Origin of the sequence: Elizabethkingia miricola, from assembly GCF_001675285.1 — a bacterium.
Taxonomy (GTDB): Bacteria; Bacteroidota; Bacteroidia; order Flavobacteriales; family Weeksellaceae; genus Elizabethkingia; species Elizabethkingia miricola.
Genome location: NZ_LSGQ01000028.1, coordinates 210,058 through 232,771 on the forward strand (window position 1 = coordinate 210,058; position 22,714 = coordinate 232,771).

At 36.5% G+C, this 22,714-nt stretch carries 18 protein-coding genes; 14 read left to right on the top strand and 4 right to left on the bottom strand.

Features of this window, described 5'->3' with window-relative positions; genetic code table 11:
• Positions 1-31 precede the first annotated feature (31 nt).
• From ATE49_RS13665 to ATE49_RS13720, 12 genes are all read left to right on the top strand, one after another.
• Entirely contained in the window at positions 32-1,036 is a 1,005-nt protein-coding gene (locus ATE49_RS13665) for an isoaspartyl peptidase/L-asparaginase family protein (protein ID WP_065082635.1), read from the top strand.
• A 7-nt stretch (positions 1,037-1,043) separates the two neighbouring features.
• Positions 1,044-1,871: a cyanophycinase gene (locus tag ATE49_RS13670; protein WP_065082636.1), complete on the top strand. Its 828-nt coding sequence runs from the start codon at positions 1,044-1,046 to the stop codon at positions 1,869-1,871.
• Positions 1,872-2,018: 147 nt separating this feature from the next.
• Positions 2,019-4,805 (top strand): SusC/RagA family TonB-linked outer membrane protein, encoded by a 2,787-nt coding sequence (locus ATE49_RS13675; protein ID WP_065082637.1) that lies wholly within the window; start codon positions 2,019-2,021, stop codon positions 4,803-4,805.
• Between the two features lie 11 nt (positions 4,806-4,816).
• A complete protein-coding gene (locus ATE49_RS13680) occupies positions 4,817-6,163 on the top strand; it encodes a RagB/SusD family nutrient uptake outer membrane protein (RefSeq protein WP_065082638.1) in 1,347 nt (448 codons plus the stop codon).
• Positions 6,164-6,436: 273 nt separating this feature from the next.
• Positions 6,437-8,887 (top strand): bifunctional aspartate kinase/homoserine dehydrogenase I, encoded by a 2,451-nt coding sequence (thrA, locus tag ATE49_RS13685; protein WP_065082639.1) that lies wholly within the window; start codon positions 6,437-6,439, stop codon positions 8,885-8,887.
• Positions 8,888-8,955: 68 nt separating this feature from the next.
• A complete protein-coding gene (locus ATE49_RS13690; protein WP_065082640.1) occupies positions 8,956-9,882 on the top strand; it encodes a homoserine kinase in 927 nt (308 codons plus the stop codon).
• 18 nt (positions 9,883-9,900) lie between these two features.
• Entirely contained in the window at positions 9,901-11,190 is a 1,290-nt protein-coding gene (gene thrC / locus ATE49_RS13695; protein WP_065082641.1) for a threonine synthase, read from the top strand.
• Positions 11,191-11,454: 264 nt separating this feature from the next.
• Positions 11,455-11,838, top strand: coding sequence for a hypothetical protein (locus tag ATE49_RS13700; protein ID WP_065082642.1), 384 nt, complete (start codon positions 11,455-11,457; stop codon positions 11,836-11,838).
• A 35-nt stretch (positions 11,839-11,873) separates the two neighbouring features.
• On the top strand, positions 11,874-13,052 hold the full coding sequence (locus tag ATE49_RS13705) for an acetyl-CoA C-acyltransferase (RefSeq protein ID WP_021348709.1): 1,179 nt from the start codon (positions 11,874-11,876) through the stop codon (positions 13,050-13,052).
• 24 nt (positions 13,053-13,076) lie between these two features.
• Positions 13,077-14,534, top strand: a complete 1,458-nt coding sequence (locus tag ATE49_RS13710; RefSeq protein WP_034867047.1) for an MFS transporter — start codon at positions 13,077-13,079, stop codon at positions 14,532-14,534.
• Positions 14,535-14,802: 268 nt separating this feature from the next.
• Positions 14,803-15,222, top strand: coding sequence for a nucleoside-diphosphate kinase (locus tag ATE49_RS13715; protein ID WP_034867050.1), 420 nt, complete (start codon positions 14,803-14,805; stop codon positions 15,220-15,222).
• A 162-nt stretch (positions 15,223-15,384) separates the two neighbouring features.
• On the top strand, positions 15,385-15,849 hold the full coding sequence (locus ATE49_RS13720) for a PepSY-like domain-containing protein (protein ID WP_065082643.1): 465 nt from the start codon (positions 15,385-15,387) through the stop codon (positions 15,847-15,849).
• 81 nt (positions 15,850-15,930) lie between these two features.
• Here ATE49_RS13720 and rpe read toward each other — a convergent pair whose 3' ends face one another.
• Together rpe and ATE49_RS13730 are read right to left on the bottom strand one after the other, a co-directional pair.
• Entirely contained in the window at positions 15,931-16,581 is a 651-nt protein-coding gene (rpe, locus tag ATE49_RS13725; protein WP_059153983.1) for a ribulose-phosphate 3-epimerase, read from the bottom strand.
• Positions 16,582-16,686: 105 nt separating this feature from the next.
• Positions 16,687-17,553, bottom strand: coding sequence for a sigma-70 family RNA polymerase sigma factor (locus ATE49_RS13730; RefSeq protein WP_009088483.1), 867 nt, complete (start codon positions 17,551-17,553; stop codon positions 16,687-16,689).
• A gap of 163 nt (positions 17,554-17,716) precedes the next feature.
• On the opposite strand from ATE49_RS13730, the gene ATE49_RS13735 reads away from it, so the two are divergent.
• Positions 17,717-18,646, top strand: a complete 930-nt coding sequence (locus ATE49_RS13735; protein WP_065082644.1) for a DUF6845 domain-containing protein — start codon at positions 17,717-17,719, stop codon at positions 18,644-18,646.
• An 80-nt stretch (positions 18,647-18,726) separates the two neighbouring features.
• Here ATE49_RS13735 and ATE49_RS13740 read toward each other — a convergent pair whose 3' ends face one another.
• On the bottom strand, positions 18,727-19,194 hold the full coding sequence (locus ATE49_RS13740) for a PEGA domain-containing protein (RefSeq protein ID WP_065082645.1): 468 nt from the start codon (positions 19,192-19,194) through the stop codon (positions 18,727-18,729).
• Positions 19,195-19,206: 12 nt separating this feature from the next.
• Positions 19,207-19,593 carry a hypothetical protein gene (locus ATE49_RS13745; RefSeq protein WP_065082646.1) on the bottom strand — a complete coding sequence of 129 codons (387 nt, stop codon included), beginning with the start codon at positions 19,591-19,593 and terminating at the stop codon, positions 19,207-19,209.
• A gap of 292 nt (positions 19,594-19,885) precedes the next feature.
• Here ATE49_RS13745 and uvrA point away from each other — a divergent pair, with 292 nt between their 5' ends.
• Positions 19,886-22,711 (top strand): excinuclease ABC subunit UvrA, encoded by a 2,826-nt coding sequence (gene uvrA, locus ATE49_RS13750; RefSeq protein ID WP_065082647.1) that lies wholly within the window; start codon positions 19,886-19,888, stop codon positions 22,709-22,711.
• Positions 22,712-22,714: the final 3 nt, after the last annotated feature.

The following is a 22,714-nucleotide window of genomic DNA, read 5'->3' on the forward strand; positions in this document are numbered from 1 at the left end:
ATTATTTATAAACATAACTTAAACTATACTAATGAAAAAAGTTACATTACTATTTGTGTGTTATCTTTCACTGCTTTCTCATGCACAAAAAAGATACATTGTCGTCATTCATGGTGGTGCCGGCACTCTTCTAAAAAAAGACATGCCACCTGAACTAGAGCGGCAATACAAAGAAAAACTAAAAGAAGCTTTATACAAAGCTTATGAAAAAGTACAGCAAGGGCAAACCGCCATCGAAGCCGTAGAAGCAGCAATTGTTGTAATGGAAAATAGCCCGCTCTTTAATGCTGGCAAAGGTGCTGTTTTCACCAGCGAAGGAAGAAATGAATTGGATGCTTCCATTATGTATGGTAAAGATAGGACCGCAGGTGCTGTAGCCGGAGTTACTACAATTAAAAATCCTATAAAGGCTGCTGTTGCTGTTATGCAGAAATCCGAACATGTGATATTGATTGGTAAAGGTGCAGAATACTTTGCAAAGGCACAGGGATTAGAAATTGTAAATCCCAAATATTTCTGGACACAGCACAGATGGGATGCTTTGCAAAAGGTAAAAAAAGCGGAACTAAAAGCCAATCAGCCAAATGCTGTTAATCAACGATATCCTGCCTATTATCTGACTGACAAAAAGTTTGGTACTGTAGGCTGTGTAGCATTAGATAAAGATGGTAACCTGGCAGCTGGTACCTCAACCGGAGGTATGACTAATAAAAAATATGGAAGAGTAGGTGATTCACCGATTATAGGGGCTGGTACATACGCTGACAAAAATATTGGAATATCAGGGACTGGTTGGGGCGAGTTCTATATTCGAACCTCAGCAGCCAGAACTGTATCTGCAAAATATGAGTATCAGAATAAAGACGTAAAAACTGCCACGCAGGAAGTAATGTCTGAAATAGAAAATATGGGTGGTGATGGCGGTATAATAGCCTTGGATAAAAACGGAAATATGGCAATGAGCTTTAATACCGAAGGAATGTACAGAGGCGCTATAACCAGTAATGGTGAAATCGAAGTGGAAATTTATAAATAAACACACTATGAAAAATACATTTATTTTAATGCTTATTGTAATTTTCGGATTCGTATCAGCTCAGATTCCTAAGGGTAAGCTGCTAATAATTGGCGGTGGAGACAGTCCGGATTTCCTTATCGACAGAATGGTAAAAGAAGCAGGGCTAAAAAAGGGAGAATATGTAGCCATTTTCCCACAGGCCAGCTCCATTCCTGATTCTTCATTTATTTATACTTCCGAAGATTTTGAAAAAAGAAACCTGAAAACCCTTAATTGTTATTTTAATAAGGGTGAGAAGCTTCCAAAGCCCAGACTAGATTCCCTGAAGAAAGCGAAGCTTATCTTCATTAGTGGCGGCGATCAGACTAAATTCATGGAACTTATTAATTCATATCCGGAAGTAAAGGACATAATAAAGACATCTTACTTCAACGGAAACATGATTGCAGGAACCAGTGCCGGAGCAGCTGTAATGAGTGACATTATGATCACCGGAAATCAGCTCAAACACAAAGAATACAACAGTACTTTCGATAATATTGAAAACAATAATATCGAGACTCAAAAAGGACTTGGATTTATTACTTCTGCTGTGATCGATCAGCACTTTATTATAAGAAGCAGATACAACAGACTGCTATCTCTGATTATAGACCATCCTAAATTAAAAGGAATTGGTATAGATGAGTCTACTGCAATACTTATAAAAAACAGAGAAGCTGAAGTTGTAGGAAAAGCACAGGTAATTGTCTTTAAAAATCCCGGACAATACAAGACCAGCTTAAAAGATAAACCCGGAGCAAGAGCTATCACATTAGACATTTACCTGAACGGAGAACGATTTAAGTTATAATCACTGTTTTATAACATTTTGACCAATATTTTCTGTGTGACTACAGAAGATATTAATTGTATAGAAGGTAACTGCATACTTATTTCATAGCCGTTATCCGGCTGTTTGTTGTTTGTATACTAATTAACACAATAAAAATCACTTGATATGAAAGTAAATTACAAAGTATTTACTGCATCATTATTTTTTATGGGAGTGTGTGTCTATAGCCAGAAAAAAGACACCCTGCCTAAAGAAAATAAAATTGATGAAGTAATAGTTGTTGGCTATGGAAAGTCAACCAAATCCAGAATGACAGATAATGTTGCTAAGATAAGCGCAGAATCTATTAAAGAAATTCCTAATGCTAACTTTCAGAATGCATTGGTAGGTAAAGCTGCTGGTGTACAAATTAGCCAAACCAACGGCAAACTGGAAGCTGGGTTCAATGTTAATATCCGTGGATCGGCAAGTATAAGCGCAGGTACTGGTCCTTTGTATGTAATAGACGGAATTCCCATGATTAACCGCGATGAATCTACAAATAGTGCTCCGGTCAATCCATTAATTACCCTAAGCGCCTCAGAGATTGAGTCAGTAGAAATTCTGAAAGATGCTTCCTCAGCCGCTATATATGGTTCCCGCGGAAGCAATGGTGTTGTACTTATTACTACTAAAACCGGGAAAAAGGGAAAACCCAGACTTAGTTTTAACATCTCACAAGGATTTAGCAGTCCTACCAATAAAGTGAAATTTCTAAATGCCAAAGAATATGTAGAATTATTACTGGAAGCCGGTAGAAATGTAAACGATGAAGATTTTGTAATCCGCAGATTCAACAGATATTCAAATAATACTGACTGGAGAAACGGAGCCATAGATACCGATTGGCAGAAATATATTTTCCGGCAAGGCTCTGTAAGGGATGCGGACTTCTCTGTTTCGGGTGGAGATGATAATTACAACTATATGTTCACTGCATCCAACAATGACAGTAAAGGTATTATCAGAGGAAATGATTTAGGAAGGAATACTGCAAGACTTAATATAAGTGCTAAGGTTACTGACAGACTAAAACTGGGTATGAATCTGGGTTTCTCCAGAACCAGCATAGATAGGGTTGCAAATGATAATGCTTTTGTCACCCCTATGCAGGCTGTAGCACAGGCTCCAATATCGCCTGCTTTTATAGATGGAGAACCTTTCGCAGGAACGCCTTATGCCAACTTTTTGTTAGAAGATAAATATGCGAATTATAATACATTAATAAAAAGATTAACGGGTAAGTTATCTGCGGAATATAAAATTCTGAAAAATCTGACTTTTAATTCAGACTTGGGCTATGATTATTACAATCAGAAGGAGAAGAACTACAGAGGAAGGAAAGTCCCGCAAATGTCTACAGATGGTTATGCTTATAATTCCTGGGTAGATACAGAAAATTTAGTTTTCACCAATTATCTTAGCTATAATCTTAGATTAGGTTCCAATAACATCATTGCAGTAGCAGGTACCGAATACAATAAAAACAGAAGAGAATTCGGGAGTGTAACCGGCATAAGATTCCCCTCAGATGATTTTCAGAATATAAATAGCGCAGGAGAGATTACAGAGGGAAAAGGTGAAACCAGTGAATATACATTCTTCTCATATTTTGCCAGAGTAAATTATGATTATAAAGGTAAATATTTATTAAAAGGCTCTATACGCCGAGATGGCTCATCCAGATTCGGGCAGGCAAATCGTTATGGTGTATTTCCAGCCTTCTCCGCCGGATGGGTAATTTCCAAAGAAAACTTTCTGTCAGAATCTAATACTATTTCTTTATTAAAGATAAGAGCAAGCTGGGGAAAAACCGGAAATGCCGAGATAGGAGATTTTGCTGCAAGAGACCAGTGGCAGGCCACTAAATATAAACAGTTACCGGGGATAGAACCTTTACAACCTGCTAATCCAGACTTAACCTGGGAGAAATCTAATCAGACCGATATAGGTTTAGATTTTGGTCTATTTAGTAACAGAATATCCGGAGAAATAGACCTGTATAACAAAAAGACAAATGGACTGCTATTTCAGCAGAATATTCCATATACCTCAGGCTATGCCAATATATACAGAAATATAGGGGATATGAGCAATAAAGGTTTTGAAATTGTACTGAATACTCAAAATTTCAGAAAAGAGAACTTTACATGGAACACAAGCTTTAATATTGCAAGAAATGATAATAAAATAACAGCATTACCAGACAACAATGCCGATCAGATTATAGGAAATACTATCCTGAGAGTAGGAGAAAGATCAGCCTCTTTTTATCTGACAGAATACGCAGGTGTAGATCCTGCAAACGGAGATGCTTTGTATTATAAAAACACATTAAAGCCTGATGGTACGTTAGATAAAACTACTACCAATCAATACAGCCAGGCGAACAGAATTGTTGCCGGTACTTTTACCCCGCTCTGGATTGGTGGTCTTACCAATACACTGGAATATAAAAACTTTGACTTATCCTTTACCTTATACGGAGAATTTGGAGCCAGTATGTATAATTCCGGAGGAAAATTTATGTCTACAGCGGGCAGCTGGTTCGATAATCAGACCGCTGATCAGATGAACAGATGGCAAAAACCCGGGGATATTACCAATGTACCTCAGGCAAGGTTGGGTGAAGAAAATGGCACACAGGAATCTACCCGATACCTTGAAAAAAGAGACTTTGTAAGGCTAAGAAATCTTAGCCTGGGTTATACCCTTAATAAAGATTTAATGAAATCATTGGGTGTAAGTAAGCTGCGAATATATGTATCTGCAATTAACCTTCTGACATTTACTAAATACAGCGGCTATGATCCTGAAGCTTTAGCAGATACAGGAAGAGGCGGAGGTGGCGCTACCTTTTATTCAGCTCCGCCTGCCAGAACATTTACTTTTGGTCTTAATGTTAACTTCTAAAAACAAAAAAAATGAAAATTAAATATATCATATTAGGTTTATGCGGACTATTATCAGTAATCTCATGCGATAAGGAGCTGGAAATAAACCCCGAACAAAGCATAACAACTGAAAAGGCGGTCTCTACTCCGGAAAATATAAACAATATCCTGATAGGTGCATATGCCAATACCGGCAAGTCGGATCTGTTGGGTGGTAATTTGCAAATGTATGCGGACTTATTGGGAGATTCCGGTTATGTTTCGTGGTTCGGAACTTATCCGGATCTGCGTACTATTTATAGTAAAAATATAGTATCTGATAATGTTTATGTAAGAGATACATGGCGTACTGCTTACAAAGTTATATTTGAAACGAATCTGATCCTGGAAAATCTGAATATAATAACTATCGAAAATGATAAAAAAAGAACAGAAGGTGAAGCAAAGCTCCTTCGCGCCTTAAATTATTTCGAACTGGTGCGCTGCTATAGTAAAGCATATATAAACGGAGCCAATAATACACAACCAGGTGTACCTTTGATTCTGTCCGGTAAAATTAATTATAACGGAAATCTGTCGGTTGCCAGAAATACAGTAGAAGAAATATACACTCAGGTTATAAAAGACCTTACAGAGGCTATTACTGTGCTACCTATAAATAATTCTTATTACGCCGATGTTTATTCTGCAAAAGCGTTGCTTACCAGAGTATACCTACAAAAAGGAGATTATAAAAAAGCCCGGGATATGGCCAATGATGTAATCACTAACAGCGGAAAAAGCCTGATGCCTGACTACAACGATGTATTCAATACTTCTCAGAATACACCCGAAGATTTATTTGCCATACAAGTCACATCACAGTCGGGGACAAATGATCTTATAACATTTTATGCATCTGAAGCCAATGGTGGGCGTGGGGGAGATATTGCCCTGAAAGATGAATTCCTCAATCTGTTTGAAGCAAATGATGTACGAGGATCATTTTATTATATTAATCCCTACGATGATAAACTTACCAGTAAATACACTAATAGGTTTGGGAATCTCCATGTAATAAGACTTGCTGAAATATACCTTATAAGAGCCGAATCTAATTTCAGAGAAAATACTTCTTTAGGGGCAACATCTTTAGATGATATCAATACGATAAGAAACAGGGCCAAAGCTTCAATATTAAGTTCAGTATCATTAGATGATATCCTAATGGAGAGAAGGAAAGAATTAGCTTTTGAAGGTTTTCTTTTGCATGATATAAAGAGAACAGCAGGTAGTGTAGGCTCTTTACCATGGAGTAGTGACAAACTAGTTTTCCCCATACCATTAAGAGAAATGCAGGTGAATTCCAAACTGGTTCAAAACCCCGGATATAACTAATATTGAGTTATATACTGAAAAATTAAAAAACATTAAATTTTTATTTTTTTCAGATAAATATTTTGCGGATTAATTTTTTGTCTATACATTTACACTGTTTTTAGAGAACAAATGAGAGTAAATACTATTATTACATCCACTTCCACAACGACAATTATTCAATTGCCGCAGAAGGGTTGTATTAGTATTTGACGACAAAAAATATAAATTACACAAGGCCTTTCTGAGATTCAGAAAGGCCTTTTTTTATTCCTGATAACCATAGATATTGATATGAAAGTTTTAAAATTTGGAGGTACTTCAGTCGGAAGTACAGAAGCCGTAAAAAACCTCAGGTTTATTGTTGAAAGAGAAAAGGAAAATGATAAACCTTTGTTTGTTGTATGCTCAGCATTCTCAGGGACTACCAACTCCTTACTGGAAGCAACTGAAGAAGCATTATACAACCGTGACTATCAAAGTATTCTGGATGGTATAGAGCAGCGTCATTATGACATGATAAAAGAAACACTGCCTGTATCGGTTCAAAATCCTTTACTTATGCTCGTTAAAGGCAATTTTAATATTCTGGAAGACTTACTTTCCAGTGTTGCACATTTAGGGGAGCTTTCCGACAGAACAAAAGCAAAAATTGTTTCATTGGGCGAGCAGCTATCCTGTCCAATTATAGCTGCATACCTCAATACCTCTATGCCTGCAGAATTTAAAGATTCAAGAGACTTAATCCATACCAATTCCAACTATCTGAAAGCTGAGGTTAATTTTGATGCAACCAATCGGAATATTCAGCAATGGGCGCAAAATCTGGAAAACAAAGTATATGTTGTCACTGGTTTTATAGCCACTGATAAAGATAAAATAACAACTACACTGGGAAGAGGGGGTTCAGATTATACTGCGGCTATTCTTGGTGCAGCACTCAATGTTCAGGAGGTACAGATATGGACAGATGTCAATGGTTTTATGACCGCTGATCCAAGATTGGTAAGAAATGCTTATTCTCTGGAGTATTTAAGCTATCAGGAAGCTATGGAACTTTCATATTTTGGTGCTAAAGTAATCTATCCGCCTTCATTAGTACCTGTTATCTCCAAAGAAATTCCGATATGGATTAAAAATACTTTCGAGCCAGAACATCAGGGTACTATGATCCATGTAGAAAGAGAAGCTCATGACAAAGCATTGATTACCGGGATCTCTTCCATCAATAATGTGGCACTTGTTAATGTTGTGGGAACCATGATTCGTCTGAAAGGCTTCAGTGCCAGATTATTTGGTACTTTATCCCGTCATGACATCAATATTATCCTGATTACACAGGCAAGTTCTGAACATAGTATTTCGTTTGTAGTTGCATCAGAAGATGTTGCCAAAGCCCGATTGGCAATAGAAGAAGAGTTCCATTCTGAAATTACAACTGAGAAGCTGCAGCATCCGGAAATCGATACCAATATCAGTATTGTGGCTATTGTAGGGGAGCGTATGAAAAAAACAAAAGGTATTAGTGGCAAGTTATTCAGTACTCTTGGGAAAAACAGCATCAATATTATAGCAATAGCACAAGGTTCTTCGGAGCTTAATATATCTACGGTTATTTCTAAAGATGATCTTACAAAAGCTTTGAATGTAATTCACGATGCCTTTTTACTATCACCTGTTAAAACTTACCACGTCTTCTGTGCAGGTACAGGGAATATTGGTCAGGAATTCCTGGGACAGATCTGTCAGGAAGCAGATAATCTGATTGAAAAGCATAAAATAGAAATCAAAGTATTGGGAATAGCCAATACCCGAAAAATGCTTTTAGCAAATGGCAGTCCTGTTAATATTGCCGGATGGAAAGACCAGCTTGAAGAAAAAGGATTGCAGGCCGATTTAAAAACCTTTATACAGGAAGTAAAAAAATACGAATTACCCAATACTGTATTTATAGATAATACTTCCAGCAAGTTTGTAGTAGAAGAATACGAAAATCTTTTTAGGAATAATATATCGGTGGTTACCTGTAACAAGATCAGTAATTCCGAAAGCTATGCTCAGTATCTAAATCTGAAACATCTGGCTGCTAAAAATGGTGTCAGCTTTTTATATGAAACCAATGTTGGAGCAGGATTACCTATTATAAAAACACTTAATGACCTGGTGATAAGCGGAGATGAGGTTGTAAAAATAGAGGCTATACTTTCCGGAACTATATCTTATATATTCAATAATTATGTTGGTGACAGGACTTTTGAAGAGGTTGTAAGAGAAGCTCAGGAGCTAGGCTATACAGAACCGGATCCAAGAGATGATCTTAATGGGCTGGACTTTTCCAGAAAAATGCTGATCCTTGCCAGAGAAAATGGATTACCATTGGAACTTTCCGATGTCAACATCAGTAGCTTTCTTCCGGAGGCTTGTCTAAAAGCAGATTCTGTAGAAGACTTTTATAAAGAGCTTAAAAATAGTGAGCCACATTTTGCAGCATACAAAGAGCAGGCTGCTAAAGAGAATAAAAAACTAAGGCTGATTGGTATTTTGGAAAATAATGAAATAAAAGTTGAAGTGATGTTGGTAGACAATACTCATCCGTTCTTCAATCTTTCCGGTAGTGACAATATTATATCGTTTACAACTGCCAGATACCAGAATACTCCTTTAGTAGTTAAAGGTCCGGGTGCAGGAGCTTCGGTTACAGCGGCTGGCGTTTTTGCAGATTTAGTAAGAGTTACCACATTATAAGCATATAGAAAATATAACAAAATACTCTGCATAGGTCCTATGTGGTTTAAATAAAACAGACTATTCAAATGAAAAAAATAAAATGTTATGCCCCTGCAACTGTAGCCAATGTAGTATGTGGCTACGATATATTAGGCTTTGCTATAGATAATCCGGGAGATGAAGTTATTGTATCATTCAATAACAATAATAAAACGGTAATTACAAAAATAGAAGGCGACCAGGGAAAGTTACCGCTTGATGCCGAAAAAAATGTGGTTGGACACGTGGTGAATCTGTTCTTAGAAAAAATAAACTCCAATCAGGGTGTTGATATAGAATTATACAAAAAGATGCCTCTGAACAGTGGTCTTGGTTCCAGCGCTGCCAGTAGTGTAGGAGCATTAGTAGCCGTGAACGAATTATTTGACAATCCTTTATCCCGACAGGAACTTCTGCCGTTGGCTATGGAAGGAGAGCGGCTTGCTTCAGGAAATGCTCATGCAGACAATGTTGCACCCTCTTTATTAGGAGGCTTGGTTCTTATTCGCAGTTATGATCCTCTGGATGTTGTAAAACTTCCTGTCGAAATGGATCTGCATGTTGTGTCTGTACATCCGCATGTCGATGTACCAACAGGAGAAGCCAGAAAAATTATCCGCCAACAGGTTCCTTTGAAGAAAGCCGTGGAACAGTGGGGAAATGTAGCAGGTCTCGTGGCAGGTTTTTGCACAAATGATGCTGATCTTATCGGCCGCAGCATGAAAGATGTAATTATAGAGCCGATTCGCTCTATGCTGATTCCTTATTTTGCTGAAATGAAGCAAACAGCGCTTAATCATAATGCAATTGGATTTGGAATTTCAGGCTCAGGCCCTTCTGTATTTGCTTTATGTAAGAATAAAGATGAAGCGGAAAAAATTGCTATCGAACTTCACAAACTTCTTTCTGCTCAGAATATCAGCTGTGAATCTCTGGTTACTAAAATCAACAATGAAGGAGCTGTAATACTATAACCACCAAACTAAATAACAATGAAATATTATTCCACAAGAGGAAAACACAGTGTCACTATACAACAAGCCGTACTCAATGGCTTGGCAGATGATGGCGGGCTCTATATGCCGGCATATATCCCGCAGTTACCTGCATCTTTTTTTGAAAACATCGGGAATAAATCTTTACCGGAAATTGGCTTTGAAGTAGCAAAGTTATTTTTGGAAGATTCCGTTCCGGATGAAGTTTTAAAAGAAATGATCGATGAGGTTCTCAACTTTGATATTCCGGTAGTGCCGGTTCATCATAACATTTACAGTTTAGAGCTTTTCCATGGTCCTACGTTAGCATTTAAAGATGTGGGGGCAAGGTTTATGGCGCGACTGATGTCCTATTATGCAAATGGAAACGTTATGAAGGTAATTGCAGCAACTTCCGGAGATACGGGTAGTGCTGTTGCAGCAGGTTTCTATAATGTACCAGGAATTAATGTATATATTCTGTACCCTAAAGGTAAGGTAAGTCCATTGCAGGAAAAGCAGCTTACAACATGGGGGGGTAATATAAAAGCATTGGAAATCGAGGGAACTTTCGACGATTGTCAGGCGCTTGCCAAACAACTTTTAGCCGATGAAGAATTACAGCAACATCAGGTAACTTCTGCCAATAGTATTAATATTGCAAGGCTTATCCCACAGAGCTTTTACTATTTCTGGGCTTATGCACAACTAAAAAAAGAGAATAAAAAGATTGTCTTTAGTGTACCAAGCGGAAACTTCGGGAATCTTACAGCGGGACTACTCGCTTATAGAATGGGATTGCCGGTGGATCGCTTTATCGCTTCTACCAATATCAACAATGTTGTGCCTCAGTATCTGGAGAGTGGCACATACGAAGCCAGACCATCTCTTTCTACTGTCAGCAACGCTATGGATGTAGGGAATCCAAGCAATTTTGAAAGAATGAAAGATTTGTTTCAGGAAGATGTTGCTAAATTCAGAAAGATTATATCTGGCTATTACTTTACCGATGAAGAGACAAAAACTACAGTTCAGAAAGTATATAAAGAATCCGGTTATCTTTTAGATCCGCACGGCGCTGTTGCCTATCTTGGATTAGTACAATACCAAAAAGAACAACAGGAAGATTTTAATGGTATTTTACTAGAAACTGCTCATCCTGCAAAATTTATAGAAACTGTGGAAGAAAGCATTTTGGAAAGGATTGAAGTACCGGAAAAGCTTTCAGCTTTTGGAAAAAAGGAAAAAGTAGCAGACCTGTTCCCTGTAGATTTTCAGCAGGTAAAAGCATTTATCAAACAACATTAGAATAAAGAGATGACTGCTTCCAAAGACCAAACTAAAAATGAATCATTTTTCCGGAGCATAATCATTCGGTAGCGTGATGAATATATTTGGTGTCTTTGTATAAACTCTGATTCATTCAAAATAAAATTTAAGTTTAATTTATCTACCACGGAAAGCATTGTGCAATAGCGCAATGCTTTCTTTATAACATACCATTTAATCCGGACAGAAACACTATACCTGACAAATAAGTATTTTTTGTATTTTAGTGGGATAAATTTAGCTATGAAGAATGTGCCTTTAGTAGGTTGTTTATTAGTATTTGCAGGTAGTTTTCTTCCCTTGGTTCATATCCCTCTCGTAGGCAACTGGGGTTACTGGAAGTTGGATCACACCATGGCCATTATGGTATGGTCTGTTTCATCTATTGCACTTGCAAGTATAATATTCAATAAGGTAAAACTTCCCCGCATTCTGGCAATAATTTTATTATTCCTTTTCGCTATCACATTATTTGCTATAAAAGCCAAATCACTGAATTTTTTCAGCTTTATTCCTTTTAAAGGACTCCAAAATACTATGGCAGGAATTGTAAAATTGTCATGGGGATGGCTTTTTGAATTCTCAGGAGCCGTGCTTATGCTTTTAGCGAAAAATAACAAGATATAAAATCAAAATTTATAAACCCTAAAAATAAAATAGTAATGAAAGAAGTATTCATCGTATCTGCAGTAAGAACTCCTATGGGAAGTTTTATGGGGAGCCTTTCAGGTGTTCCTGCCACTCAATTGGGAGCAGTAGCCATAAAAGGAGCTTTAGATAAAATAAATTTAAATCCTGCAGAAATTCAGGATGTATACATGGGAAATGTATTACAGGCAGGAGAGGGACAGGCACCTGCAAAACAGGCTGCATTAGGAGCAGGTCTTCCGAATACAACACCAACTACAGCAGTAAATAAAGTTTGTGCTTCTGGTATGAAAGCAGTTATGATGGCTGCGCAGGCTGTAAAAGCTGGAGACGTTGAGGCTATCGTAGCAGGAGGTATGGAGAATATGTCTCAGGTTCCACATTATATCGACGGAAGAAATGGTGTAAAACTGGGGGATATCAAACTACAGGATGGCCTTCTGAAAGATGGTCTTACCGATGTATACAGCAAACAACATATGGGTAACTGTGCCGAATTGTGTGCTAAAGAATACAATATTACCCGTGAAGAACAAGATGCATTTGCTATTCAGTCTTATGAGCGTTCTGCAAAAGCATGGTCAGAAGGGAAGTTCAAAGAAGAAGTTGTTCCGGTTAGTATTCCGCAAAGAAAAGGAGAGCCGATAATCTTCGCTGAAGATGAAGAATATAAAAATGTAAAATTTGACAGAATTCCTACATTACCGACTGTATTCCAAAAAGAAAACGGTACCGTTACAGCAGCTAATGCTTCTACATTAAATGATGGTGCTTCAGCTTTAGTATTAATGTCCAAGGAAAAAATGGAAAGCTTAGGTCTTAAGCCTTTGGCAAAAATAGTTTCTTATGCTGATGCCGCACAGGCGCCTGAATGGTTTACTACAGCGCCTGCAAAAGCTTTACCAATTGCCTTAGCAAAAGCTAACTTAACAATTAATGATATCGATTTCTTCGAATTCAATGAAGCGTTTTCTGTCGTAGGCTTGGCCAATAATAAAATCTTAGGTCTGGATGCTGCTAAAGTAAACGTAAATGGCGGAGCAGTAGCACTAGGACACCCGCTGGGAAGTTCAGGTTCCAGAATTATTGTAACCCTTATCAATGTACTTAAACAAAACAATGCTAAGTATGGAGCTGCTGCTATTTGCAACGGTGGAGGCGGAGCATCTGCTATTGTTATAGAGAACATCTAAAATTATCAAATTATAAACTATTCCATGATAACAGAGAATACCAAAAACAACAAAAAGGTAATGAAGGCCTGGGCCTTCTATGATTGGGCAAATTCAGTATATTCATTAGTTATAACATCAACTATTTTTCCCATTTATTATGCTATTCTTACAACAGCATATGAGAAAAATGAATATGTTGCAGCCAGCCATAAATGGATAAAAGTTCCGGTAAGGAATACCATTAAACTTTTCGGCAATGAATACCACCCGGATGCTGTTTACGGCTATTCTCTTACCATATCATTTCTGATCGTGGTATTGTTATCACCTATTTTATCAGCTTTAGCCGATACTATAGGGAATAAAAAATCTTTCCTGCAGTTCTTCTGTTATCTGGGAGCAACATCATGTATGGGATTGGCATTGTTTACCAGTATGCACACTGTTTTTCTTGGATTACTATTCAGTATTACAGCCAGTGTAGGTTTCTGGGGAAGCTTGGTATTTTATAATTCATTCTTACCGGATATTGCAACACCTGATCAGCAGGATGCACTTTCCGCTAAAGGATATATCTATGGTTATATAGGTTCAGTAATCCTTGTTGTAATCTGTTTATTACTAATTATGGTAGTAGCACAGACGCCGAAACAGGCGATGATACTTACACGGATCAGCTTCCTTCTAACCGGAGCATGGTGGTTTGGTTTCTCTCAATACACTTTTAAGCATCTTCCAAAATTTGGGAAACTAACAGACAAGCTGCCAAAAGATATAGTATTGCTTAATATCAAAAACTTCTTTAAGACCCATAAAGATAACGGGGGTTATGCCCATGTTGTAAAGGAAAATATTCTTTTCTATAAAGAGATTACAAAAGAAAGCTTCAGAGAATTGTTCAGAGCAGGGAATAAGCTGTTCACAACACCCAACCTGAAATACTTCCTTATAAGTTTCTTCTTTTATAGTGTAGGAATGCAGACAATCTTTTTAATGGCAACATTATTTGGTAAAAGCGAAATTAACCTTTCTCAGGAAAAATTAATTCTTACCCTTATTGTTATACAGATTGAAGCCATTATAGGAGCTATATTCTTCTCATGGCTGTCCAGAAAAATAGGAAATAAGAATGTAATCAGTATTGCTGTTATATTATGGATGGTAGCATGTTTATCTGCTTATTATCTGAACAAAGAAAACCCAAATGTGGAATATCAGTTCTATGGCGTTGCCGGAATTGTAGGGCTTGTAATGGGAGGTCTACAGGCAATGTCCCGTTCTACATTCAGTAAGCTATTGCCACAGGATAGTATGGAGAATACAACTTACTTCAGTTTTTATGATGTACTGGAAAAAGTGGCGATCATTTTAGGTACTTTTATATTTGCTACGCTTATAGAAAAGTATAATAATATGAGATTTGCGGCTCTTTCTATGACAATCTTCTTTGGAATTGGGTTAATATTTATCCGTTTTCTGAAGCTAAAAACAAAGAAATAAGAAAAATATAAAGATAAAATAATAAGAGAGAGCCTTTAAAAGGCTCTTTTTTAATGCCTTATAAAAACAAAAAACCCTGGCCGAAGCCAGGGTAAAAACTAATAACCATGAAAACTCAAATTAAACATGAGAATCGAGTACAAATTAACAAAATTTGTGCCAATAAAAAAATAATTTTCAAAAAATTTATTATTCTTTCCCTAATAGAATTTTATTCGCCAAAAAATAAATGATTTTTGTATTTTTGCCCTGTAAAATTTAATACACAATGTCAGGACAAATTACCTTTACGATGATTAAGCCAGATGCAGTAGCAGACGGCCACATCGGAGCAATTTTAGGAAAAATTACAGAAGCAGGATTTAAGATCAAAGCAATGAAGTTAACTCAACTTACTATTGCTGATGCTAAAAAATTCTATGAAGTACACGCAGAAAGACCTTTTTACGGAGAATTAGTAGACTTCATGTCTTCTGGACCTATCGTTGCTGCTGTTCTTGAAAAAGAAAACGCTGTAGAAGACTTCAGAAAACTTATCGGTGCTACAAACCCTGCTGAAGCTGCTGAAGGAACAATCAGAAAAATGTTTGCAAGATCAGTTGGTGAAAATGCAGTACACGGATCAGATTCTGATGAGAATGCTTTAATTGAAGCTTCTTTCCACTTTGCTGGAAGAGAAATTTTCTAATTAATTTCTTTCAGAAAAAATAAAATAACGATCTCATTATGAGGTCGTTTTTTTTATTTCTTTAATTTTTTGTCGTTTATTTTAATACTCTTTCAATATTCTGCACAATAAAAAGCATTAAATAATGTTATATCTGTATAAAAAAGCATTAAAATTAGAATTATGAAAAAAGTATTTTTGACCCTTTTAAGCGTTTTTACCCTAAGTACAGCATTTATTTCCTGCAATGATGGCGGAGATATTGCTATCGAAACTCAGGTGGTAAAAACAACTGATCTGCCAGCAAAGGCTCAGGCGCTTATTAATACATCTTATTCGGATGTTCAGGTTAAAGAGGTAAGAAGAGCTGATTTGGGGGATAACAAGTTTTTCTACGCCGTTGAATTAGCAGATGGCAGCAGACTGGACTTCGATACAAACGGAGACTGGGTAACAATTGATAGCAGAGTAAAAGCAGTTCCTGCAACTGCTGTACCTGCAAATATTTCTTCTTATGTAAAAACAAATTATCCTTCTAAGGACATTATGTACATTAACAAAAATGTAAAAGGTTACTTTGTTAAACTTACAACCAACATCAAGTTAAGCTTTGATGCTAACGGAAACTTTGTAAGCAACGACTGGTAGTATTTAAAAGTATAAAAAAAACCGGAAGAAATGTTCTCTTCCGGTTTTTTTATGTCATAAAGACATATATACTGTCAACAATTACTTCTTCAGCTCTTCAATCATAGCTGCAGGGTTCTCCGCAGAGAATACAGCATTTCCGGCAACCAATACATCAGCTCCGGCTTCAAAAAGCTTAGCTGCATTATCTTTGTTTACACCGCCATCAATTTCAATTAAAGCCTTAGAATTATATTTCTCAATCAATGCTTTTGTCTGATGGATCTTTTTGTAAGTATTTTCTATAAACTTTTGCCCTCCGAAACCAGGGTTTACACTCATTAAAAGTACTAAATCTACATCCACAATAATATCTTCCAAAACAGATACCGGAGTAGCAGGATTTAATACGACACCAGCTTTTGCTCCTAAATCTTTAATCTGGTGAATTACTCGGTGCAGATGAGTGCATGCCTCATAATGAACAGTAACCAAATCTGCACCTTCTTTCACAAACTCTTCTACATACTTTTCAGGCTCTACGATCATTAAATGCACATCGATAAACTTTTTAGCATGCTTTTTAATAGCCTTCATTACAGGAAAACCAAAAGAAATGTTAGGTACAAAACGTCCGTCCATTACATCCACATGAAACCAGTCTGCCTCGCTGTTGTTAATCATTTCAATATCTCTCTGCAGATTTCCGAAGTCTGCTGAAAGTACCGACGGAGCAATTAGTTTGTTTTTCATTTTTACTTATTACTTATTTATATTCTTAGATAAAAAAGAGGACAAAGCTTATTAAAAACTTTGTCCCATATTAAATTTACAATCTTGTCATTGTTTCAGCCAGAATTACTTTCCTAAATAAGATTTAAGAATTTTGCTTCTGCTGTTATGCTTTAATCTCTTAATAGCTTTTTCTTTAATCTGACGCACACGTTCTCTGGTCAGATCAAATGTTTCTCCGATCTCTTCAAGAGTCATAGGGTGTTTACCGTTTAACCCGAAGTACAATCTTACTAAATCTGCTTCTCTTGGTGTTAAAGTATTCAATGCTCTTTCTATTTCAATCTGTAGAGATTCAAGCATCAAATCTTTATCCGGAGAAGGAGATTCACCTGAGCGAAGAACGTCGTAAAGGTTAGAATCTTCACCCTCAACTAATGGAGCATCCATAGAAAGGTGACGACCCGAGTTCTTCATGGATTCTTTAATATCCTCTTCACTCATATCCAGTACTTCTGCCAATTCTTCTGGTGAAGGCGGTCTTTCATTTTCCTGTTCTAAGTGAGCGTAGGCCTTATTAATTTTATTAATAGAACCAATCTTGTTTAAAGGAAGACGAACAATTCTTGACTGTTCTGCCAATGCCTGAAGAATAGACTGACGAATCCACCATACTGCATAAGAAATAAACTTAAACCCTCTGGTCTCGTCATAACGTTTCGCAGCTTTCATTAAACCAAGATTCCCTTCGTTAATCAAATCGGGAAGAGAAAGACCCTGATTCTGGTATTGCTTAGATACAGAAACCACGAAACGAAGGTTAGCTTTAATTAGTTTTTCTAAAGCTACTCTGTCTCCTGCGCGAATTTTCTGTGCTAAATCTACCTCTTCATCAGCTGTAATCAATTCTACTTTTCCGATTTCCTGAAGGTACTTGTCCAACGATGCAGTTTCCCTGTTGGTAACCTGCTTGGTAATTTTAAGTTGTCTCATAGTATAAATACTCACCCACGAATTATGGGCTACAATTATATATACGTATGGAATAACAAAAAGGTTACAACTTTTTTATTTTATTTTCATTTTTCTTTATCTGTGTAAATTTTCTTTTGACGAAGTTTTTTTGTAGATTGGCTCTCACAAAACAAATTCCATTATGAAAAAGACCATAACCATAGCTGTTTTAGCTGCATTACCTTTGTTTATGACAAGTTGTAAAAAAGACGCTACGGGCTCTAAAAACAGTACGGTTGAAGTAAAAGAGGATGATGCCAATGCTGTAATAGACTTTAACAATAAGTTTCTTAAGCAGTATAAAAGCCGTACAAGTAGCATAGAAAGTATTATAAAATACGCTAATGATGCTGTGAAAAAATCAAGTGGTGGAGATGTATTAATTATGTCTATGGTATCTCCATCATTCGAAAGTGCAATGGATAAGATTGATGCTGTTCCTGCTGGCTTTGGTAAAGTGAAAGGTGATATCGAAAAAGATTTTAAAATTTTCAGTGAGACTAGTGCTTCTATCAAAAGTAAGTATGAAGAATTAAAGTCTTATATGTCTGCTGAAGACTATAAAGATGACAAAGGAGCTAAAGCAAAAAAAATTCAGACAGAGATAGAAGCAGGTGCAAAAGATTTTGTTGATGCTGCTGAAAGAATTCTGGTTAAAATAAAACCAGCTGCTGATGCTGCTGAGGAAATCACATTAAAAGATCATCCTCTAAAAAAATATATTCTGTCTTCCAAATCAATGCTTAACAGTATCGACAATTCCTATGAAGCCTTTAATAAGCAGTTTACTGATGGAAAATATAACGAGGCTGAAAGTCAGAAAGCATATGATGAAGTAAACAAATTATGGGAAGCCAATAAGGCTCTAAAATTTGAAACCAGTGATGCACAAAGCAAATATAAAGGTACAAGCTATGATAACCTTAATAAGAATGTAGGAAATTATATGGACAATCTGAGAAAGTTAATGAGAGATGCTAAGGGTTCCGGAAAAATATCTGATAGCGATATGAGAACACTGGACAACTACTATGACTCTATTATTTCCAGTTACAATACATTTGTTAATTAATAACATATCTATAATCAAAATAGAAATCCCGGCAAGTCCGGGATTTTTATTTAATACAAATTGTACTTAATTATCTTAAATTATAGTTTTACCATTTGTCCGACTTTTTTCCAGTTTTCATCAATTTTTAAAGATACGGCAATATTAATTCCATTTTTAGAGGTTTTAAAGGCCGTTCCTTCTCCCAATTGAGCATTAATCTGTTTAGGTGTTAAATTATAAATTGCTCCAGTAATGGGATCTATAACCAGTCCTATGATCCCACCAAATAAAATATTACCTAAATACCAAGCATTGAATTCTTTAGTAAGTTTAGTTTCATATGGTTTATACCCCTCTAATTTTATCATTACGTTATATCCTCTTTTCCTTTCAAGTTTTGTTTCAAAAGGAGTTTTTCCCACTTCAACTTCATCAATAAATACAGTTGCTTCGCTAGGAGTACTCGTAAATTTAATTGCCTGCTTACTTCCTGAAATAATTGTAGCGCAACTAGTTGTTGTAAGAAACAAAGCCGAAAAGGCTAAAATAAAGTAATTTTTTTTCATATAAATTATAGCTTAATTAATTTGCAATTGATATTGAGGTAAAGAGGTTACGTCACCCTGGTAATAATAAAATTCAATCTTCATTCTATAACAGGTACTCCATAAACCAGGTTCTCTTTTTTCTGCAACTTTTACAATATTGGCTCCGTTCTGTCTTGCAAGTTGGCGAGCTTGTATTAAATTAGAATTAAAGCTGCAATCTGTAGAAAATCCGGAATCTCCAAATTTGGCTGTCCCCATTTTTTTTGCTCCTTCAGGAACTTTATGTGTTGTATCTAAAAATGCAACTTTATCATTTATTGTTAAAGGCTTTCCAGAGTCACTGAAAGCAGAGTTTACAGTCGCTGAGCAACTCGTTAAAAAGATAATTGTACTAAAAATGAATAATGCTTTTTTCATGTTATTTGAATAGTAAGTTATAGCATAATTTTATTTTATTTCACCGTTTAGTGAATTTTCTGGCAAAGATAAAATTTTAAATTTCATAAAAAAATAAAAATCAAAAAATCTCACTTTATATTAAATATTATGTTAAATATTATAATATTTTACAACATTATAATCATGCAAATCAGTGATTTGAGTACTATATTAAAAAAATAAATATTCCTTAATCTTTATCTTCATTTTGTTTTAATTAAATTCATCTCTTTCCTGAAATTTCACAAATCATCATTATCTTTGTAACCTTATGGAAAACACAGATTTCATTGAAGTGTATGGTGCCCGCGAGCACAACCTGAAAGACATTAACGTAAAAATTCCACGTAACGAATTAGTCGTTATTACAGGGCTTTCCGGTAGCGGAAAATCATCACTGGCTTTTGATACAATATTTGCAGAAGGTCAAAGAAGATACATCGAAACTTTTTCGGCCTATGCCCGACAGTTTTTAGGTGGATTGGAAAGACCTGATGTTGACAAAATAGAAGGTTTATCTCCGGTTATTGCCATCGAACAGAAAACAACTTCTAAAAACCCGCGTTCTACAGTAGGTACGGTTACCGAACTGTATGATTATCTCCGCTTGCTTTTTGCAAGAGTTTCGGATGCTTATTCGGCAGATTCAGGAGATAAAATGATTGGTTACTCCGAAGAACAAATTCTGGAAGCTATCCGTGAAAGCTATAACGGTCAAAAAATACTGTTACTATCTCCGGTTGTAAGATCCCGAAAAGGGCATTACCGTGAGCTTTTTGCTCAATATTCCAAAAAAGGATATCTACAGGCCAGAGTAGATGGTGAATTAATCGATATAGAACCTGATCTAAAACTGGACAGATATAAAACTCACGATATAGAAATTGTTGTGGACCGCCTGATTATAGGAGAGGCTGCTTCTGAAGCGAGAATTCAGAAGTCTCTGTCTACAGCATTGCATCTCGGAGAGGGGATTGTAATGATACAGAAGTTTGGAGAAGATAATTTCAGGTACTTTAGTAAAAATCTAATGGATGCGGTAACAGGAGATTCAATACCTTTACCGGAGCCCAATACTTTTTCTTTTAACTCTCCAAAGGGTAGCTGCCCAACCTGTAAGGGACTGGGTAATATCAAGAAGATTAATACAGATTTTTTTGTAGAAAATCCTAAACTTTCTATTAATCAGGGTGCTTTATTACCACTTGAAGATATTAAGAACAATAAATGGCTGCTTACTCAGATCAAATCTATTTTAGACCTTTATGACCTGGATTTGTCCACACCTTTCAATAAAATTCCTGAGGAAGCATTAGAGCTTATCTACAATGGCTGTCATCAGGATATTGTAAAAGATCTGAAACATGCCGGAATCAGTAAGAAGATTAAAATAAACTTCGAGGGTCTTATTCCTTTCCTGGAACAGGTTGTAGAAGATAAAGAAAACTATGAAGCTACTTTAATAGAAAGACATTTTACTACTGATGAAGTATGTCCGGATTGCCATGGAGCAAGATTACAGCCTTCCAGCTTACAGTTTAAAATCGACGGTAAAAATATTTCAGAAGTTAGTGCTCTTTCGCTTTCTGAACTTCAGGAATGGCTGGAAGCGGTTAAAGATAAATTCTCTGAAAAGAATAAAATTATTGCCCACGAAATTCTGAAAGAAATTCAGAGCCGCCTGGGCTTCCTTCTGGATGTAGGATTAGATTATTTAAGTCTTAGCCGTGCAACCCGTACACTTTCAGGGGGAGAATCTCAACGTATCCGTTTGGCAACACAGATTGGATCTCAATTGGTAAATGTTCTTTATATTCTGGACGAACCGTCTATCGGTCTTCATCAGCGTGATAACGAAAGACTTATCAACTCTCTTAAAAATCTTAGAGATATTGGTAACTCCGTTATTGTAGTAGAACACGATAAAGATATGATTCTGGAAGCAGATCATGTACTGGATATTGGGCCTAAAGCAGGAAAGTTCGGTGGTGAGATCCTATGGCAGGGAAAACCAGATGAATTGATAAAAGCAGATACCATAACGGCTGACTATATTACCGGTAAGAGAAAAATAGAAATTCCTGTAGAAAGAAGAAAAGGAAACGGTAAATCAATCGTCTTAAAAGGAGCAAAAGGGAACAATCTTAAAAATGTAAATCTTGAAGTACCGTTAGGACAATTGGTTGTGGTAACCGGTATCTCCGGAAGCGGGAAATCCTCTCTGATTAACGGAACATTGTATCCAATTCTTAACAGACATTTCTACAGAAGTGTACAGGAGCCTTTACCATATAAGAGTATTGAGGGAATAGATAATATCGACAAAATTGTAGATGTAGATCAGTCTCCTATCGGAAGAACCCCACGTTCCAACCCTGCAACTTATACAGGAGTTTTTACAGATATACGAAACTTGTTTGCAGAACTTCCTGAAGCTAAAATACGTGGTTACAAACCGGGAAGATTCTCTTTTAATGTAAAAGGCGGAAGATGCGAAACCTGTCAGGGTGCTGGACTGAAGCTTATTGAAATGCATTTCCTTCCGGATGTTTATGTACATTGTGAAACCTGCAACGGGAAACGCTTCAACAGAGAGACACTGGAGGTTCGTTACAAAGGAAAATCTATTTCCGATGTACTGGATATGACCATTAATGAGGCTGTGGAATTCTTCCAGCCAATACCAAAGATTTTTGCAAAGGTTAAAACTTTGCAGGATGTTGGTTTAGGTTACATTACCTTAGGTCAGCAATCTACAACACTTTCGGGTGGAGAGGCTCAGCGTATAAAGCTAGCTACGGAACTGGCTAAAAAGCAAACCGGAAATACGCTTTATATATTAGACGAACCTACTACCGGGCTTCATTTTGAGGATGTAAAGGTCTTGCTAAATGCAATAGAGCAGCTGGTGGATATGGGGAACTCTTTCATCATTATAGAGCACAATATGGATGTTATAAAAATGGCAGACCATATTATAGATATAGGACCGGAAGGGGGTAAACATGGAGGTAAGATTGTTGCAGAAGGAACTCCTGAACAGATTATTAAGAACAAAAACAGCCTTACAGCTGAATTTTTGAAAAAAGAATTGTAATTT

Coding starts and splice junctions, on each gene's coding strand:
- ATE49_RS13665 (WP_065082635.1), top strand. CDS start 32: ATGAAAAAAGTTACATTACTATTTGTGTGTTATCTTTCACTGCTTTCT.
- ATE49_RS13670 (WP_065082636.1), top strand. CDS start 1,044: ATGAAAAATACATTTATTTTAATGCTTATTGTAATTTTCGGATTCGTA.
- ATE49_RS13675 (WP_065082637.1), top strand. CDS start 2,019: ATGAAAGTAAATTACAAAGTATTTACTGCATCATTATTTTTTATGGGA.
- ATE49_RS13680 (WP_065082638.1), top strand. CDS start 4,817: ATGAAAATTAAATATATCATATTAGGTTTATGCGGACTATTATCAGTA.
- thrA (WP_065082639.1), top strand. CDS start 6,437: ATGAAAGTTTTAAAATTTGGAGGTACTTCAGTCGGAAGTACAGAAGCC.
- ATE49_RS13690 (WP_065082640.1), top strand. CDS start 8,956: ATGAAAAAAATAAAATGTTATGCCCCTGCAACTGTAGCCAATGTAGTA.
- thrC (WP_065082641.1), top strand. CDS start 9,901: ATGAAATATTATTCCACAAGAGGAAAACACAGTGTCACTATACAACAA.
- ATE49_RS13700 (WP_065082642.1), top strand. CDS start 11,455: ATGAAGAATGTGCCTTTAGTAGGTTGTTTATTAGTATTTGCAGGTAGT.
- ATE49_RS13705 (WP_021348709.1), top strand. CDS start 11,874: ATGAAAGAAGTATTCATCGTATCTGCAGTAAGAACTCCTATGGGAAGT.
- ATE49_RS13710 (WP_034867047.1), top strand. CDS start 13,077: ATGATAACAGAGAATACCAAAAACAACAAAAAGGTAATGAAGGCCTGG.
- ATE49_RS13715 (WP_034867050.1), top strand. CDS start 14,803: ATGTCAGGACAAATTACCTTTACGATGATTAAGCCAGATGCAGTAGCA.
- ATE49_RS13720 (WP_065082643.1), top strand. CDS start 15,385: ATGAAAAAAGTATTTTTGACCCTTTTAAGCGTTTTTACCCTAAGTACA.
- rpe (WP_059153983.1), bottom strand. CDS start 16,581: ATGAAAAACAAACTAATTGCTCCGTCGGTACTTTCAGCAGACTTCGGA.
- ATE49_RS13730 (WP_009088483.1), bottom strand. CDS start 17,553: ATGAGACAACTTAAAATTACCAAGCAGGTTACCAACAGGGAAACTGCA.
- ATE49_RS13735 (WP_065082644.1), top strand. CDS start 17,717: ATGAAAAAGACCATAACCATAGCTGTTTTAGCTGCATTACCTTTGTTT.
- ATE49_RS13740 (WP_065082645.1), bottom strand. CDS start 19,194: ATGAAAAAAAATTACTTTATTTTAGCCTTTTCGGCTTTGTTTCTTACA.
- ATE49_RS13745 (WP_065082646.1), bottom strand. CDS start 19,593: ATGAAAAAAGCATTATTCATTTTTAGTACAATTATCTTTTTAACGAGT.
- uvrA (WP_065082647.1), top strand. CDS start 19,886: ATGGAAAACACAGATTTCATTGAAGTGTATGGTGCCCGCGAGCACAAC.